This window comes from Ramlibacter sp., assembly GCF_035655895.1.
Taxonomy (GTDB): domain Bacteria; phylum Pseudomonadota; class Gammaproteobacteria; order Burkholderiales; family Burkholderiaceae_C; genus Ramlibacter.
The window spans coordinates 96,754-112,715 of the sequence record NZ_DASRTN010000003.1; the positions used below are offsets into that span (position 1 = coordinate 96,754).

Sequence of the window (15,962 nt, forward strand, 5' to 3'; positions counted from 1 at the left end):
GCTTCAGCCCCCAGCGCGCCGGGCCAGGATCTCGAAGGCCGGCAATGTCTTGCCTTCGAGGATCTCGAGGAACGCGCCGCCACCGGTGGAGATGTAGCCCACGTCCTTCTCGATGCCGTACTTGGCGATGGCGGCCAGCGTGTCGCCACCACCCGCGATGCTGAATGCATCGGAGTCGGCGATGGCCCGGGCGATGGTCTCGGTGCCCTTGGCGAAGGCGTCGAACTCGAACACGCCCACGGGGCCGTTCCAGACGATGGTGCCGGCGCGCTTGAGCTCCTCGGCCAGGCGCGCCGCGGTCTGCGGGCCGATGTCCAGGATCAGGTCGTCGTCCGCCACGTCGCTGGCCGCCTTGACGGTGGCCGGGGCGTCGGCGGCGAAGGCCTTGGCGGTGACCACGTCGGTCGGGATCGGCACGTCGGCCCCGCGCGCCTTCATGGCCTCGATCACCGCGTGGGCCTCGCCGACCAGGTCGGCCTCGGCCAGGGACTTGCCGATCTTCAGGCCAGCGGCCAGCATGAAGGTGTTGGCAATGCCGCCGCCGACGATGAGCTGGTCGACGTTCTTGGCCAGGGCCTGCAGGATGGTCAGCTTGGTCGACACCTTGGAGCCGGCGACGATGGCAGCCAGCGGCCGCCGGGGGTTCGCCAGTGCCTTGCCGATGGCGTCGATCTCGGCCGCCAGCAGCGGCCCCGCGCAGGCCACCTTGGCGTACTGCGCGATGCCGTAGGTGGAGGCCTCGGCCCGGTGGGCGGTGCCGAAGGCGTCGTGCACGAAGATGTCGCACAGCGCCGCCATCTTCTGCGCGAGTTCCGCGCTGTTCTTCTTCTCGCCCTTGTTGAGCCGGCAGTTCTCGAGCAGCACGACCTGCCCGGGCAGCACGTCCACGCCCTCGACCCAACCCGACTTCAGCGGCACCGGGCGGCCCAGGAGCTGCGCCAGGCGCTCGGCCACCGGCGCCAGCGAGTCCTGCGGCTTGAACTCGCCTTCGGTGGGCCGCCCGAGGTGCGACGTCACCATCACGGCCGCGCCGGCATCCAGTGCCATCCGGATGCACGGCAGCGAGGCGCGGATGCGCGTGTCCTCGGTGATGCGGCCGTCGTCGTCCTGCGGCACGTTGAGATCGGCGCGGATGAACACGCGCTGGCCGGCCACCTTGCCTTGCGCGCACAGATCGGAGAAGCGGAGAACGTTCATGCTGTTGGGTCGAGTGAGGAAGGCCGACGCGCGGCGGGCAAACGGCGAATTGTAAAAAGCAAAGGGCCCCGCGTGGGGCCCTTTGCAGCGGCAGCGGCGCGGTTCAGCGCGGCGCGAACGAGGACACGGGCGCCGGGCCGAACGGCACGCCGCCGGGTCCGGCACTGAAGTCGAGCGGGCTCAGCGCCGCCTGCTGGCCGATGCCCGGCTTGCTCCAGTCGCACACGCCGCTCGGGAACACGGCCTGCAGTCGCGACCACTGGTCGGCCGAGAAGGCCTGTCCGCCGTAGTCGGCCATCGACAAGGGCTTGAGCGCGCACTTGAGCACGTCTTCGCTGCGCGGGCCGCCCGCCACCTGCCGCGGCGACAGCGAGGGCCGCAGGAACGGGTCGGCGTCGCACACGGCCTGGTCGGTGATCCGGCTCGATTGCGTCGCGTCGCCGGGCAGCACGCAGAAATCGGCGGTGGAGGCCGGCCGCGTGTTGCGCACCTTCTGCTCGATCGGCGTGTTGGAGGTGTCGCTGACCAGCGCACCCAGCCACTGGTCCATCGCCAGGAACGCGTCCTGCGCCATCGTGCCGGGCGGCGTGAGGCCGGTGCGGGCGAAGCGCCACAACGCCTGGTTGCCCGCGTCGCCGTAACCCGCCGTGATGCGGTCGCGGATCGCGAAACTGAACCACTGGTGGTGGATCGGGATCGCGTTGGTGCCGGGCGTGATGCCAGGCGGCGTGTTGACGTTGGAATCGTCCCAGCCGCGCAGGTCGATGATCGGCGTCTTGGCGAGCTGGCGGCCGCTGGCGACGATGCCGGCGCGGTAGGCCGTCTCGAGCGCCGCCGTGTCGGCGGTGGTGCGGGCGGCGCGTGGCGTCGAGTCGCGGTCGATGCCGCCGACCAGCTCGTTCAGGAGCACGAACTCCTCGGGCGTGATGGCGCCGTCCTGCAGCGCCTTGAGCCCGTACTGCACGCCCACGTTGTCGCGCGTGTCCTGCGCAGCGCCGCTGCCGTCACCGGCACGGCCCCAGACCGGCTCGGCCCAGCTCCAGGCATTGCAGCGCGGCCGGTTCGCCGTGCTCGGGTCGGCCGGGTTGTAGACCGCGCTGTTGGGCATCTCGCAGTTGTTGGTGGCGGTCGGCTGCTGGACGATCGCGCCCGTCGTGTTGTTCGCCACCAGGCGCTGCTGGTACACGCCCGCCCGGCCGTTGCTGCCGAACGCGTTGTACCAGCCATGGCAGGCCGACTGGTCCGGGTGGCCGTTGATCGCCGCCTTGCGGGCGTTGATGGCGCCCTGCGACAGCCCGAGGGTGGCCCACTTGGCCAGCATCTGCGGCTTCTGGTAGGCCTCGACCAGCAGCACGCAGTCGCCCACTTCCAGCGTGGTGGTCTCGCTGTCGGGGTAGGTGCAGGTGGTGGTGATGCCGTCCAGCAGCCCCGGGACGATCGAGGCCGACATGTTGGAGTTGATCGAGCCGCCCGAGCAGCCGGCGCCCATCGTGTAGCGGATGGGTCCGAGGCTGTCGCCGATGCGCTCCTTCATCATCAGCACGGTCTCGGTCATCAGCACCCGGTTCGAGTTGCGGGCCGAGTCGGTCATGCTGTTGACGGCGACCGCCCAGCCGCGGCCGATCTGTGCGTCGAGCGACGACCAGGCCGTGGCCGGGCGCGCCTGGCGCCTCGGCTGGCCGGTGCTGGCGCCGAAGTTGTAGTAGACCTTGCCGTTCCACTGCGGCTGCGGCGCCGTGGGGGTCCAGGGCCGCGCCGGGTCGTACAGCACGGCGATGTCGTAGATGCCGCGGTTGATCGTGCCGCGCTCGAGCCGCACGATGTAGTCGACCGTCGCGCCGGTGTCGGTGGTCGCGGTTGCCATGTCGGCGGGCCTCGGGGCGGCCGCGTCGTAGGGTCTGAAGCAGGGATTGGCCGGCACGGTCACGGCGCCGGGCGCGGTGGCATTCGGCGCCATCGCGGGCGAGGGATCCGGCAGGGCCAGTGTGCAGCCCGCAGCGTTGCTGCGGTAGTAGAGCCGGGTCTCGGTCGCGATCTGGCACTGCGCCCCGGGCTGCCCCGACAGGCCGCTGGCGTTGGTCGCCGGCGTCGCCACGGTCCCGCTGCCGGACGTCGGTTGCGGCACGGGCGTCGCGCAGAAGTAGGGCACCACCTGGGGGCCCGAATAGAGCGGCCCGTTGCGCGAGGCGTTGGTGATGGTGAGCTGGGCCGACTTGCCGCCGCCCACGGCGGCGAAGACGACGTTCGGGCCTTCGGCCAGGCCGGTCAGCAGGCCCAGCACGCGGCCGTCGGCCCGCGTGGTGAACGCCGACCGCACGTCGCGGCCATTGAGCGTGACCGTGAGCGACGGCAGCGCCGCACGCTCGGGCAGCACCAGTTCGACCAGCGCGTCACCGTCGCTGACGAGGTCGGCCCGGTTGTTCACCGTGCGGATCTCGAGGATGTTCTTGTCGGGTCTGTTGTCACCCTTGAGTTGCAGCGCCTGGGGCTGCCCCTCCGGGCTCGCGCCGCTGCCCCCACCGCAGCCCGCGATCAGCAATGCGACCGCTGCGGCAACCCATCCGCAGCCGGGGAGGCTGCGCCGTTTGACATTCCACATACTGCTTGTCTCCTGTCGTTGGAGCAGGCAGTCTAGGAGTGGCCCTGCGGGCATGGGGACCACGCGCGCCGTGGTTTTCCACTAGGGCCTGTCGCCTGCGCGTCTACCAGCCCAGGCCCAGGTGCAAGGGCACGTAAACCGCCATTCCGGCGACGATCGTCACCAGCACGTTGCGGCGCCAGTAGAAGGCGACCGCCCCGGCGATCGCGCCGAAGATCCGCGCGTCCCAGCCGTGGACCAGCTGACCCTGCAGCGTCACCACTTCCGGCACCACCACCGCCGACAAGGCCGCGATGGGCGCGTATTGCAGCCCGCGCTCGGCCCAGCGTGGCAGGCTCCAGGGGCGGCTCGACAGGAAGAAGAAGCTGCGCGCCACCACGGTCACCGCGGCCAGTCCGACGATCACGGCGACGGTCCAGAGGTCGGTCATGCGCGCCGCTCCTGCAGGGATGGCACGCGCTCGAGAGCCAGGCAGAGCAGCACCGCCACCGCGATGGCGAACACGATGTTGAGCTTGAGCGGCAGGGCGTAGGCGGCGACGGCGGCAGCGCCGGCCACGCCGCAGGCCACCAGCCGCAGCCGCGTGGTCGCGAGCGAACAGAGGATTCCGACCAGGCACAGGATGCCGGCGAAGCCCAGGCCCCAGTGCGTCGGGATGAGGTTGGCCAGCACGATGCCCAGCAGGCTGGCGCCGACCCAGCTGGCCCAGTTCACGAAGCAGTTGCCGGCCAGGTAGGCCTCCTGGGCGTGGCGGCCCGCGTCGTCGGTCGCCGGCCGCGGGAAGTGCCGGGTGAAGAAGACGTAGCTCAGGTCGGCGGTGAGGTAGCCGTGGGTGAGGCGGCGCCACAGCGGCAGCTCGACCAGGTACGGACGCAGGTGCAGGCTGAAGACGACGAAGCGCAGGTTGACGCAGAAGCCGGTGGCCAGGATCACCCATGCGGGCGCTCCCGCGATCAGGAGCGGCAGCGAGGCCAGTTGCGAGCTGCCGGCGAACACCAGCAGCGTCATCAGCGTGGCTTCGATGCCCGACAGGCCCGACTTCACCATCGCGACGCCGGTCATCAGACCCCACGAGGCGATGCCGATCGCTTGTGGCGCCATCTCGCGCATGCCGGCGCGGAACTCCGGATGGCGCCGCAGCGATGGCAGGAAGAACATCAGCGCGGCCCGGACGTGAAGCAGGCGCCAGGCACCACCGCCATGCCATGCAGCACCTGGCCCGCCGCCAGGCGCCGGCCGCCCGGGCGCTGCAGCTCGGTCAGGCGCAGCACGCCGACACCCGTGGCCACGTCGAGGCCCGCAGGACCCGCCTGCAGGACCGTCCCTCCGGGCGCGCTCGCCGGCGCCGGCAGCACCTCGGCGCGCCAGAGCTTGAGGACCTCGCCGCCGAGCACGCCGGTGGCGCCGGGGAACGGATCGAACGCACGGATGCGCCGCTCGATCACCGCCGCCGGCAGCGACCAGTCCACCGCCGACTCGGCCTTGTCGATCTTGTGCGCGTAGGTGACGCCTTCCTGCGGCTGGGGCTGCGGCCGCAGCCCCCCGCACGCGGCCAGCTCCAGCGCCTCGACGATCAGGCGCGCGCCCAGCGTTGCCAGCTTGTCGTGCAGCGTGGCCGTCGTCTCGTGCGGCGCGATCGGTCGCGACTCGACCAGCAGCATGTCGCCGGTGTCCAGGCCCTCGTCCATCTGCATGATGGTGACGCCGCTGCGCTCGTCGCCGGCCTCGATGGCGCGGTGGATGGGCGCGGCGCCGCGCCAGCGCGGCAACAACGAGGCGTGGATGTTGAGGCAGCCCAGCCGCGGCGACGCCAGCACCCACGGCGGCAGCAGCAGACCGTAGGCCGCGACCACCATGGCATCGGCCCGGGCGGCTTCGAGGGCCGCGCGCGCCTGGGCGGCGTCCTCCGGGAACTTGCCGTCCAGCCGCAGGCTGCGCGGCTGGACCACGGCCATCCCCTGCGACTGCGCGAACTGCTTGACCGGCGAGGCCTGCAGCTTCATGCCCCGGCCGGCCGGGCGGTCGGGCTGCGTGAGCACCAGCGGGATCTCGAACCCGGCCCCGTGCAGACGCTCCAGGGCCGCCCGCGCGAACTCCGGCGTGCCGGCGAAGACCAGCCGCATCACCGGCTAGCTGTGGTCATTGGGGGAGCTGCGAAATTCCATCGCCGGATGGGCGCGCCGCACCACGTTCGCGCTGTCGAGGTAGACGTAATAGAACATCTCCGCCCGATCGGCATCCAGCCACCGGTAGGTGAGGATGGGTCCGTTCCAGCTGCTCACGCCCTCGACCAGCGCCGGCGGCCCGAACTCGCGCTGGACGTCGAGCAGCGTCCACTGGCCGGGCACGATGCGGGCGAAGTCGATCGCGTTGAGCGTCTGCCGCACGCCGGTGACGCGGCCCGACGGGTCGAGGTCGACCATCCACGCGTACTGGCCGAACGGCTGGCCAGAATACTGCAGCCGTTCACCCTGGGGCAGCGGCACCACGCGCGTAGGACGGCCCAGCTTGGCCAGCACCTCCTCGCGCGTCTCGCCCGGCCGGACGTTGGCCGCGTTGAACGGATTGGCGCAGGCGACCAGGGCCGCCAGCGCGAGCACGCAGAACAACTTGCGCATGGGCGCCTCCTTCAGGCGCGCGCCGTGTCGCGGCGCGCCTTGAGCATCTTGGTCTTGATCCTGTTGCGCTTCAAGGGCGACAGGTATTCGACGAAGACCTTGCCCATCAGGTGGTCCATCTCGTGCTGAACGCACACTGCCAGCAGCCCCTCGGCCTCGATCGTGCGTGAATTGCCGTGTTCGTCGAGCGCGCTCACCCGGACCGCCGTCGAGCGCTCGACGCCGTCGTAGATGCCGGGCACCGACAGGCAGCCTTCCTCGTTGAGCACCGTCTCCGTGCTGGCCCACACGATCTCGGGATTGATCAGCACCAGCGGCTGGTCGCGGTTCTCGGAGACGTCGATCACGATCACCCGCTCGTGCACGTCGACCTGGGTGGCCGCCAGGCCGATGCCGTTGGCGTCGTACATGGTGTCGAGCATGTCGGCCACCAGCTGGCGGATGCGCGCGTCGACAGCCTGCACCGGCCGGGCGACCGTGTGCAGGCGCGGATCGGGATAGCAAAGGATGGGCAGGATGGCCATGGGTCGGGGTCTCGTGGTTTCCGGGGAGCCGGCGGTGGCGACCGTGCAATTCGCCACAGCCAGCCGTCATCGTCTGCACCCAAACTGTCGCTATTTTCGCCACTTTTGATGACGAGGGCACCAGCGCACTGCCATAAACGTTGCCGAAATCAAGGGCTTGAGCGCAGAATCGCCAGTGATTTGTCAAGACTTGTCACGAGGAGGAAGAAGATGAAGGCGCATCGCATGGCAGTGGCCGGCGTCCCAACGCACGCATGGCGTGCCGCCGCTGTCCTGGTCGCAGCGCTCGCTGCTCTTCCCGCCCAGGCCCAGAATTTCCCCATCACGCCGGCGCAGCGGTCCACGGCCCAGCAGGTGGCGCAGGCAGGTGTCCCGCTGAGCGAGCTGGCCGCCAATGCGCCGGACAGCTACACGGTCAAGATCGGCGACACGCTGTGGGCCATCTCCAAGATGTACCTCGTCAGCCCGTGGCGCTGGCCCGAGCTGTGGGGCATGAACATGCAGGAGGTGCGCAACCCGCACCGCATCTATCCCGGCCAGATCCTGGTGCTGGAAAAGGTCGACGGGCGTGCGCGGCTGCGCGTGCAGCAGGCAGGCGGCCAGCCGGCCACGGACACGATCCGCGTGTCGCCGCGGGTGCGTTACCAGTCGCTGGCCGACACCGGCATCCCGACGCTGCAGTCGCACCTGATCGACCCGTTCCTGGCCGAGCCGCTGATCGTCGACGAAGGCACGCTGGAGCGCGCCCCGCGCATCGTGGCCGCACCGGACGAGCGGGTGCTCCTGACGCGCGGCGACCGCGTCTATGCACGCGCCAGCGCCGGCACGCCGATGGCGGTGACCACGGCCAGCGCCGACGAGTTCCGGATCTTCCGCAACGCCGTGCCGCTGCGCGATCCGTACACCCGCGTCGTGCTGGGCTACGAGGCGCAGTACCTGGGCAAGGCCAGCCTCGTGCGCGGCGAGAGCAGCGAGACCGTGGTGTCGGGCAGCAACCAGCGCTCGGTGCCGGTCCCTGCCACCCTGGACATCCTCTCCGCGCGCGGCGAAATGCGCGTGGGCGACCGCCTGCTGCCGGAGCCGCCCCGCGAGCTCGTGAGCTACACGCCGCGCGCGCCGGAACTGCCGGTGGAGGGAGGCGCAGTGGTGTCGATCTACGGCGACGCGGTCGCGCTGGCCGGCCAGAACCAGGTGGTGGTGATCAACAAGGGCATCGGCGACGGCATGGAGCCGGGCCACGTGCTGGCCATCCTGCAGGCCGGCAACCAGCTGGTCGACCGGTCGCAGCCGGGCGAGCGCACCGCCATCAAGCTGCCCAACGAACGCAACGGCCTGATGATGGTGTTCCGCGCCTTCGACCGGGTGTCGTATGCCCTGGTCCTCGAGACCAACCAGGGCGTCAAGGTCGGTGACCGGGTGGTGAGCCCGCGCTGACCGGGCCGCAGTCATGCAGCGGGACGAACTCGCCGCCTGGCTGCGACTCGAGATGACCCCCGGCGTGGGCCGGGGCACCGCCCGAAGGCTGCTGGCCGCCTTCGGCCTGCCGCAGCAGGTCTTCTCCCAACCGCCCGCCGCCCTGGGCCGCGTCGTCGGTGCCGGGCAGCTCGACGCCTTGCAGTCCGAGCCGCAAGGCTGGACGGAGCAGGTCGAGCGCACCTGGCGCTGGCTGCTGGAGCCGGACGAGGGAACCAGCCGGCGCGTGTTCACGCTGGCGGACGCCGACTATCCGCCCTCGCTGCTGCAGACTGCCGATCCGCCGCTGCTGCTGTACGCCAGCGGCATGGCCGTCGCAGCCTGGCCGGCGGCGATCGCCGTGGTCGGGAGTCGCAACCCCACCCCGCAGGGCGAGCTGAACGCACGACAGTTCAGCCGCAGCTTTGCGCAGTCCGGACTCACTGTGGTCTCGGGCCTGGCGCTGGGGGTCGATGGCGCTGCCCATGAAGGCGCGCTCGAGGGCGCTGCACCGGGGCAACTCGCCACCATCGCCGTGGTCGGCACCGGCCTGGACCGGGTCTATCCGCGCCAGCATCTCTCGCTGGCCCATCGCATCGCGCACCACGGCCTGCTGCTGTCCGAGTACCCCCTCGGCATGGGCCCGCTGGCAGAGAACTTCCCGCAGCGCAACCGCATCATCTCGGCCCTGGCGCAGGGCACGCTGGTGGTCGAGGCTGCGCTGCAGTCGGGCTCCCTCATCACGGCACGGCTGGCCGCCGAACAGGGTCGCGAGGTCTTCGCGATCCCGGGCTCGATCCACTCGCCGCAGTCACGCGGTTGCCACGCCCTGCTCAAGCAGGGGGCAAAGCTGGTCGAGACGGCGCAGGACGTCCTGGAGGAACTGGCGCCTGCGGCCGTCGCGCGGCCGGCGCTCGCCGAGGAGGCCCCGGCGACGCCGCTGCTCCAGGCCATGGGCTTCGAGCCGGTCGGCATCGACGCGTTGGTCGCGCGGACCGGCACCGCGACTTCGACGCTGCAAGCCGAATTGCTCGAGCTGGAGCTCCAGGGCCTGGTGGCCCGGCTTGCCGGCGGGCTCTTCCAGCGCGTGTCGCAGGGCTGAGGCCGGCCGGCAACACCTCGCAAATCTGCCCGGCCGTGGCGGGGTTCTGGGCTATATTGGGTCCATGTTTGAAGTGCTGGTGTTCGTCTACGAAAACTACTGGCGCGGGGATGCATGTCCCGAACTGCAGCAGCTTGGCCGCAAGCTCAGCGCCCACGGCTTCGAGCCCGAAGAGATCCAGCAAGCGCTGGACTGGCTCGATGGCCTCCACTTCGCCGCCCAGGGCACCCAGCTGTCCGACGAAGTCGAGCCGCCCGCCGCGGACGGTCCGACCCAGTCGTCCCACAGCCTGCGCGTCTATTCCATCTCGGAACAGGACCACCTGGGCGCCCAGTGCCTTGGATTCATCAGCTTCCTCGAATCGGCCGGCGTGCTGCCCCCTGCGATGCGCGAGATCGTCGTCGACCGTGCGATGGCGGCGCCGGGCGATCCGGTGGCGCTTGACGACCTGAAGATCATCGTGCTCATGGTGTACTGGAGCATGGGCCACGAACCCGATGCGCTGGTGCTCGACGAGTTGTGTGACGACACCACGGGCCGCCTGGCGCACTGAAGCCGCCACTCCCGGGACGACAAGGGCCGCGACGCGGCCCTTGTTCATGGTGGTCAGCTCCGCTCCGGCGCCACGCGGGGCGGCATCTCAGGTCAGCAGCCGCTCGGGATTGGCGTCGAGCTTGGCCAGCGCGTCGCGGGTGGCCCGGACGGTGAGCGCTTCCTCCTCGGCCGGCAGCAGCAGCCCGGCCTGCAGGTAGGACGCGAGGCGGCCAGCCTGCACGAGGTAGCTGCGCCCTTCGGGCGAGATGAACAGGTGTAGGTGCCGTCGATCGCTGCGCCAGACGTACTGCACCTGGTGCATGCCACCGTTGTGATCGAGGGTGAACCAGTTGCCCTGCTGCAGTTCGAGCGCCCAGGCCTGCATGGCGTCGCTGGGCTTGGAGCCGCCGTCGGCCACCACCTCGATGCGCGAGGCGTCGATGCCCAGCATCACTTCCAGGCTCTCGGCGTCGAGCGGCAGGTCAGCCGACGGATCGTCGGAGATGAAGTCCTCCAGGTTGGCCAGTCGCTTGGTCATGGCGTCGATCTGGGCCTGCGGAATGGTCTCGGTCTTGGCCATGAAGGCGTCGGCCAGCGTGTCGCCGATGGTCTTGATCTGGCGCTCCTGAGCCTGGCCGGTCAGGCCCATGAGCGACATCCCGTTGCGCAGCCGCTGCAGCAGGTTGGGCAGCTCCTGGATCACGCGCGCGCGGTCGTTGCGATTGGGTTTGGCGCTGGCGGACCAGACCAGGTCGGCGGCCGACTTCTTGAGCGAGACCGTCTCGGCGTGCTGCACGCCGTACTTCACCGCCGCGACGGCCAGCACCTCGGCCCACACCTTGAAGAGGAACTCGCGGATCTCCTCGCGCACCGGCAGGTCCTGCAGCATCTTGCGCAGCTCGATGGTGTACTGGATCGCCATCGTCTCCTTCTGCTCGACCTGCTGGGCCACGCTCACCAGCCGCTGCGTCTCGTCCTTCTCGGTCAGGAACTTCGCCAGGAACTTCTGGAATTCCTCGTAGACCAGCTGGAACACGCGCCGGCCGGTCTCGGGGTACTGCTCGATCACCTGCACCACCCGCTTGATCTCGGTCTCCAGCGCGCTGCCCCCGATGGTGGCGGCGTTGAAGCCCAGGACGCACGAGCCCATCCGGTCGATCAGCTGCCGCGCCGGATGCTGCAGGGTGCCGAAGAACTCCGGCTCGGCCAGCGCGACGCGCAGCACCGGCATCTGCAGGCGGGCGAACCACACGCGCACGGCCGGGGGAATGCGCTCCTCGGACAGGATGCTCTGGAACATCAGGGCCACGATCTCGATCGTGGCCTTCTCGCTGGAGGTGGCGGCCTTCTTCTTCAGGTCGCCGGTGCGCTGGCGCAAGTCGCCGGCCACCTTCTCGACCGCAGCGTCGTCGAAGACCACGACCTCGGTCAGCGTGTTGCTGCTCTCGCCGCCCATGCGCGACTGCACCTGGGTCTGGATCTGGGTGGCGTGGCGGCCGATCGCCTCGGCCAGCGCGGGTGAAGGCGGCGACGGCTGCTCCGCCGCGGCGCCGACCCGGTCGACCAGCAGCCGCTTGAGCTGGCCGATCACGCCGCTGGCCCGCATGCGCGCCCGCGCCAGCGGGGTGCTGCCGGTGAGCATGCGGGTTTCGTCGGCGACGCCGCCGCCGAGTCCACGGGTGTGGCCGGTGAAAGCCGACTCGTCGTGCGCGGCACGCCCGCCGCCCGCACCGCGCCCGGTCGAACCCGGCCTTGCACCCGGGCCGATGCCGGCGGCGGCCCTGGGCACGCCGGCAGCGCCCGCGCGCCGCGGATCGTCCCCGGCCAGTGCGGCGGGGCCGGCATCGCCGCCACCGTGCCCGGCGGCATGGCCTGCCCAACCGGCATCCCCCGCGGGCCCTTGCTGCGGCCCGATGTCGCCCGCGCGCGAACTCGTGGCCGGCGCGCGCTTGACCCGGCCACTGAGGTCGATGTCGGGGAGCACGCCGCAGTCGATGAGGAACTGGTTGGTCGCGTGGTAGGCGGCGACCAGGCAGTCGACCATGTGCTTGTGGATCACGTCCTGCACCAGCTGCCACCAGGAGCGGCCGAGGCCGGCGACCGCCCACTGCTCGACCATCAGCTGCGCGACGGCTTCCGGCCGCAGGACGTCCTGCGGCGCCAGCTCGGCGCCGCCCTCCAGGTGCTGCATGCGCACCTGCAGATCGTTCAACTCCAAGCCGGCCTTGTCCTGCACTGCCAGTGCCAGGCGCGAGGCGAGGATCTTGTTCTCGACCACGTCGTCGGCGATCAGCTCAAGGTTCATGCCCTCCAGCCGAGAACGGCCGGTGGCCGTGGGCGGCACCATGGCCTTGCGCCAGGCCGTGCGCACGCCCTCGCACCAGGCATGGCGCTGTCGATCGAAGTCGACGGCGGCGTCGCGCCGCTCCAGCGCCTCGCGGCTGCTGGCGGCCGAGTCGACCAGCTCGAACATCCGCAAGCGCAGCGCATCCGACAGTCCTGGCAGCACCCGTTCCAGCTGGCCGACGAAGTGCTCGCGCACCTGACGGGGCATCGGGACCGGGGAGGACGAAGGACCGCGCTTCACGGCCGGGCCTAGACGACGGCGCCCGCGTTCGGGTCGTTCGGGTCTTCCTTGCGGGGGCCGGTCTTGACGAGATCTTCGCGCTTGACTCCCAGCCACATCGCGATGGCGGCGGCCACGAACACCGAGGAGTAGATGCCGAAGCAGATGCCGATGGTCAGGGCCATCGCGAAGTAGTGCAGCGTCGGGCCGCCGAACAGCAGCATGGACAGCACCATGATCTGGGTGGAGCCGTGGGTGATGATGGTGCGGCTGATGGTCGACGTGATCGCGTTGTCGATGATCTCCACCGTGCTCATCTTGCGGTAGCGACGGAAGTTCTCGCGGATCCGGTCGAAGATCACCACCGACTCGTTGACCGAGTAGCCCAGCACCGCCAGCACCGCCGCCAGCACCGCCAGCGAGAACTCCCACTGGAAGAAGGCGAAGAAGCCCAGGATGATGACCACGTCGTGCAGGTTGGCGATGATGGCCGCCACGGCGAACTTCCACTCGAAGCGGAAGGCCAGGTAGATCACGATGCCCAGCACCACCATGCCCAGCGCCTTCAGGCCGTCGGTGGCGAGCTCCTCGCCCACCTGCGGCCCGACGAACTCGGTGCGGCTCAGGGCGACCGTGGGGTCCTGCGCCTTCAGCGCGGTCATGACGCGCTCGCTCTGCTGCGCCGAGCTGACGCCCTTCTGGGCCGGCAGCCGGATCATGACGTCCCGCGCGGTGCCGAAGTTCTGGACCTGGACATCGGAAAAACCGAGGCCGGCGACCGTCTGGCGCACCCGCTCGACCTCGGCGGTCTGCGCGTAGCTCACCTGCATGACGGTGCCGCCGGTGAACTCCACCGACAGGTGCAGCCCCCGCGTGACCAGGAAGAAGACCGCCGCGGCGAACGTGAGGAACGAAATCACGTTGAAGACCAACGCGTTGCGCATGAACGGGATGTCCCGCCGGATCTTGAAGAACTCCATCGCTTTATCCTTTCGGCGTGTTCAGCGCATCCCGTGCCTGCCGCGGCGGTGGCGGCGCCTGGACCGGGAACTGCACGCCTGCTTCCTCACTCGGCCTTGGTTATAGCGCTGTCCGGCGCCGGGCGCCAGACGGTGCCGATCGCGACGGACTTGAGCTTCTTCTTGCGGCCGTACCAGAGGTTGACCAGGCCGCGCGAGAAGAAGACCGCCGAGAACATCGAGGTCAGGATGCCGATGCAGTGGACGACCGCGAAGCCGCGCACCGGTCCCGAGCCGAACGCGAGCAGCGCGACGCCGGCGATCAGGGTCGTGACGTTCGAGTCCAGGATGGTGGCCCAGGCGCGGTCGTAGCCCGCGTGGATGGCGGCTTGCGGCGACACGCCGTTACGCAGCTCCTCCCGGACCCGCTCGTTGATCAGGACGTTCGAATCGATCGCCATGCCGAGCGCGAGCGCCATCGCCGCCATGCCGGGCAGGGTGAGCGTGGCCTGCAGCATCGACAGGATCGCCACCAGCAGCAGCAGGTTGACGGCCAGTGCCAGCCCGGAGAACAGGCCGAACAGCATGTAGTAGACCGCCATGAAGGCGACGATCGCCGCGAATCCCCAGGCCACACTGTGGAAGCCCTTGGCGATGTTCTCGGCGCCCAGGGTCGGGCCGATGGTCAGCTCCTCGATGATCTCCATCGGGGCCGCCAGCGAGCCGGCGCGCAGCAGCAGGGCCAGGTCGCTGGCCTCGTTCACGGTCATGGCGCCGGAGATCTGGAACCGGTTGCCCAGTTCGCCCTGGATCACCGGCGCGGTCAGCACCTCGCCCTTGCCCTTCTCGAACAGCAGGATGGCCATCCGCTTCTTCAGGTTCTCGCGGCTGACATCGCGCATGATCCGGCCGCCCTTGGCATCGACCGTGAGGTCGACCTTCGGCTGCTGGCTCTGCTGGTCGAAGCCGGGCTGGGCATCGGTGAGGCTGTCGCCGGTCAGGATGACCTGCTTCTTGACGATCACGGCACGGCCGTCGCGCTCGAGGTAGCGCTCGGACCCGAACGGCACCGGGCCGCTGCCGACCTCGGCCGCGCGGGCCTCGGCGCTCTCGTCGACCAGTCGCATCTCCAGCGTGGCCGTGCGGCCCAGGATGTCCTTGGCCTTGGCGGTGTCCTGCACGCCGGGCAGCTGCACGACGATGCGATCCAGGCCCTGCTGCTGGATGACGGGCTCGGCCACGCCCAGCTCGTTGATCCGGTTGTGCAGGGTGACCATGTTCTGCTTGAGCGCCTGCTCCTGCACCCGGCGCGCCGCCTCCGGCCGCAGCGTCGCGGTGAGACGGTACTCGGTGCCGTCCGGCGCGTCGGTGGCCTGCAGGTCGGGGAACTGGTCCTGGATCACGCGACGCGCGGCCGCCAGCGTCTGCGCGTCGCGCAGGCGGATCTCGACCGCCTGGCCGTTGCGGCCGATGCCGCTGTGCCGCACGTTGGCCTCGCGCAGCTGGCTGCGCAGGTCGCCGGCCAGGGACTCGGCCCGCTTGGTGAGCGCCGCCTGCATGTCGACCTGCAGCATGAAGTGCACGCCACCGCGCAGGTCCAGGCCCAGGTACATCGGCACGGCGCGGATGGCGGTCAGCCATGCCGGCGAGCGCGAGATCAGGTTGAGGGCCACCACGTAGGGCGCGTCGTTCGGGTCGGGCGACAGCGCCTTCTGCAGCACGTCGCGCACGCGCAGCTGGGCATCGGTGTTCTCCACCCGCACCTTGACCGAAGTGGCGTCCAGGGTGATCGCCTGCGGCTGCACGCCGGCGGCGGACAGCGCCTGCTCCACCCGCGCCTGCGTGGTGGCATCCACCTTCACCGTGGCCTTGCCGGCCGACACCTGGACCGCAGGCGCCTCGCCGAAGAAATTCGGCAGGGTGTACAGCACCCCCACCACCAGGGCGACCACCAGGATCGCGTACTTCCAGACCGGGTAACGGTTCATCGGGACACCAGAGGTTGGCCGCCGCCCGCGGGCCGCGGCCGTGCCGGATTACTTGATCGTGCCTTTGGGCAGCACCTGCACCACCGCGCTGCGCTGCAGCTGGATCTCGACGCCGTTGGCGACTTCGACGCCGAGGTAGGTGTCACCCAGGCGGGTGACCTTGCCGAGCAGGCCGCCGGCGGTGGCGACCTCGTCGCCCTTGGCGAGCGCCTCGATCATGGTGCGATGCTCCTTCTGCCGCTTCATCTGCGGGCGGATCATCACGAAGTACAGGACGACGAACATCAGCACCAGCGGCAGCATGCTCATCAGGGACGATTGCATGTCGCCTCCGGCGGCGGCGGCCGGCGCGGTCTGGGCGAAGGCGGAGGAAATGAACACTGTGGCTCCAGGCGGGAAAACGGGTCACGCGAAAGCGCCGCG

General features: G+C 70.1%; 14 protein-coding genes. 3 read left to right on the forward strand and 11 right to left on the reverse strand.

Translation table 11 applies throughout. The annotated features are described in order from the left end of the window. Positions 1-3: 3 nt before the first annotated feature. The 7 genes from VFE82_RS01355 to def form a co-directional block, all read right to left on the reverse strand. Positions 4-1,197 (reverse strand): phosphoglycerate kinase, encoded by a 1,194-nt coding sequence (locus tag VFE82_RS01355; RefSeq protein WP_324998434.1) that lies wholly within the window; start codon positions 1,195-1,197, stop codon positions 4-6. A 103-nt stretch (positions 1,198-1,300) separates the two neighbouring features. Further along, positions 1,301-3,796, reverse strand: coding sequence for a DUF6351 family protein (locus VFE82_RS01360; RefSeq protein ID WP_324998435.1), 2,496 nt, complete (start codon positions 3,794-3,796; stop codon positions 1,301-1,303). Between the two features lie 103 nt (positions 3,797-3,899). Continuing rightward, the gene (locus VFE82_RS01365; protein WP_324998436.1) at positions 3,900-4,226 is read right to left on the reverse strand and encodes an AzlD domain-containing protein; all 327 of its coding nucleotides are present in this window, start codon (positions 4,224-4,226) and stop codon (positions 3,900-3,902) included. Continuing rightward, positions 4,223-4,954 carry an AzlC family ABC transporter permease gene (locus VFE82_RS01370; protein ID WP_324998437.1) on the reverse strand — a complete coding sequence of 244 codons (732 nt, stop codon included), beginning with the start codon at positions 4,952-4,954 and terminating at the stop codon, positions 4,223-4,225. Before VFE82_RS01370 ends, VFE82_RS01365 begins: the two co-directional genes overlap by 4 nt. Next, positions 4,954-5,919 (reverse strand): methionyl-tRNA formyltransferase, encoded by a 966-nt coding sequence (gene fmt / locus VFE82_RS01375; protein WP_324998438.1) that lies wholly within the window; start codon positions 5,917-5,919, stop codon positions 4,954-4,956. Before fmt ends, VFE82_RS01370 begins: the two co-directional genes overlap by 1 nt. A 6-nt stretch (positions 5,920-5,925) precedes the next feature. Further along, positions 5,926-6,414, reverse strand: coding sequence for a hypothetical protein (locus tag VFE82_RS01380; RefSeq protein WP_324998439.1), 489 nt, complete (start codon positions 6,412-6,414; stop codon positions 5,926-5,928). A gap of 11 nt (positions 6,415-6,425) precedes the next feature. Next, positions 6,426-6,938, reverse strand: coding sequence for a peptide deformylase (gene def, locus VFE82_RS01385; RefSeq protein WP_324998440.1), 513 nt, complete (start codon positions 6,936-6,938; stop codon positions 6,426-6,428). A 210-nt stretch (positions 6,939-7,148) separates the two neighbouring features. On the opposite strand from def, the gene VFE82_RS01390 reads away from it, so the two are divergent. From VFE82_RS01390 to VFE82_RS01400, 3 genes are all read left to right on the forward strand, one after another. After that, entirely contained in the window at positions 7,149-8,372 is a 1,224-nt protein-coding gene (locus tag VFE82_RS01390; RefSeq protein ID WP_324998441.1) for a LysM domain-containing protein, read from the forward strand. A 13-nt stretch (positions 8,373-8,385) separates the two neighbouring features. After that, positions 8,386-9,492, forward strand: a complete 1,107-nt coding sequence (gene dprA / locus VFE82_RS01395) for a DNA-processing protein DprA (protein ID WP_324998442.1) — start codon at positions 8,386-8,388, stop codon at positions 9,490-9,492. Positions 9,493-9,556: 64 nt separating this feature from the next. After that, the gene (locus VFE82_RS01400; RefSeq protein ID WP_324998443.1) at positions 9,557-10,045 is read left to right on the forward strand and encodes a DUF494 domain-containing protein; all 489 of its coding nucleotides are present in this window, start codon (positions 9,557-9,559) and stop codon (positions 10,043-10,045) included. An 87-nt stretch (positions 10,046-10,132) separates the two neighbouring features. Here VFE82_RS01400 and VFE82_RS01405 read toward each other — a convergent pair whose 3' ends face one another. The 4 genes from VFE82_RS01405 to yajC all read right to left on the reverse strand — a co-directional run bounded on the left by VFE82_RS01405 (position 10,133) and on the right by yajC (position 15,920). Beyond that, the gene (locus tag VFE82_RS01405) at positions 10,133-12,580 is read right to left on the reverse strand and encodes a DUF1631 domain-containing protein (RefSeq protein WP_324998444.1); all 2,448 of its coding nucleotides are present in this window, start codon (positions 12,578-12,580) and stop codon (positions 10,133-10,135) included. A gap of 41 nt (positions 12,581-12,621) precedes the next feature. Continuing rightward, positions 12,622-13,572 carry a protein translocase subunit SecF gene (gene secF, locus VFE82_RS01410; RefSeq protein ID WP_324998445.1) on the reverse strand — a complete coding sequence of 317 codons (951 nt, stop codon included), beginning with the start codon at positions 13,570-13,572 and terminating at the stop codon, positions 12,622-12,624. A gap of 86 nt (positions 13,573-13,658) precedes the next feature. Next, on the reverse strand, positions 13,659-15,539 hold the full coding sequence (gene secD / locus VFE82_RS01415) for a protein translocase subunit SecD (protein ID WP_324998446.1): 1,881 nt from the start codon (positions 15,537-15,539) through the stop codon (positions 13,659-13,661). A gap of 48 nt (positions 15,540-15,587) precedes the next feature. After that, the gene (yajC, locus tag VFE82_RS01420; RefSeq protein WP_324998447.1) at positions 15,588-15,920 is read right to left on the reverse strand and encodes a preprotein translocase subunit YajC; all 333 of its coding nucleotides are present in this window, start codon (positions 15,918-15,920) and stop codon (positions 15,588-15,590) included. Positions 15,921-15,962 lie beyond the last annotated feature (42 nt).

What these genes read in the sequence shown, in the direction of transcription:
- fmt (WP_324998438.1), bottom strand. Translation starts at nt 5,919, where the DNA reads ATGCGGCTGGTCTTCGCCGGCACGCCGGAGTTCGCGCGGGCGGCCCTG.
- VFE82_RS01370 (WP_324998437.1), bottom strand. Translation starts at nt 4,954, where the DNA reads ATGTTCTTCCTGCCATCGCTGCGGCGCCATCCGGAGTTCCGCGCCGGC.
- VFE82_RS01390 (WP_324998441.1), top strand. Translation starts at nt 7,149, where the DNA reads ATGAAGGCGCATCGCATGGCAGTGGCCGGCGTCCCAACGCACGCATGG.
- VFE82_RS01405 (WP_324998444.1), bottom strand. Translation starts at nt 12,580, where the DNA reads ATGCCCCGTCAGGTGCGCGAGCACTTCGTCGGCCAGCTGGAACGGGTG.
- VFE82_RS01365 (WP_324998436.1), bottom strand. Translation starts at nt 4,226, where the DNA reads ATGACCGACCTCTGGACCGTCGCCGTGATCGTCGGACTGGCCGCGGTG.
- VFE82_RS01360 (WP_324998435.1), bottom strand. Translation starts at nt 3,796, where the DNA reads ATGTGGAATGTCAAACGGCGCAGCCTCCCCGGCTGCGGATGGGTTGCC.
- VFE82_RS01380 (WP_324998439.1), bottom strand. Translation starts at nt 6,414, where the DNA reads ATGCGCAAGTTGTTCTGCGTGCTCGCGCTGGCGGCCCTGGTCGCCTGC.
- dprA (WP_324998442.1), top strand. Translation starts at nt 8,386, where the DNA reads ATGCAGCGGGACGAACTCGCCGCCTGGCTGCGACTCGAGATGACCCCC.
- VFE82_RS01400 (WP_324998443.1), top strand. Translation starts at nt 9,557, where the DNA reads ATGTTTGAAGTGCTGGTGTTCGTCTACGAAAACTACTGGCGCGGGGAT.
- VFE82_RS01355 (WP_324998434.1), bottom strand. Translation starts at nt 1,197, where the DNA reads ATGAACGTTCTCCGCTTCTCCGATCTGTGCGCGCAAGGCAAGGTGGCC.
- secD (WP_324998446.1), bottom strand. Translation starts at nt 15,539, where the DNA reads ATGAACCGTTACCCGGTCTGGAAGTACGCGATCCTGGTGGTCGCCCTG.
- secF (WP_324998445.1), bottom strand. Translation starts at nt 13,572, where the DNA reads ATGGAGTTCTTCAAGATCCGGCGGGACATCCCGTTCATGCGCAACGCG.
- def (WP_324998440.1), bottom strand. Translation starts at nt 6,938, where the DNA reads ATGGCCATCCTGCCCATCCTTTGCTATCCCGATCCGCGCCTGCACACG.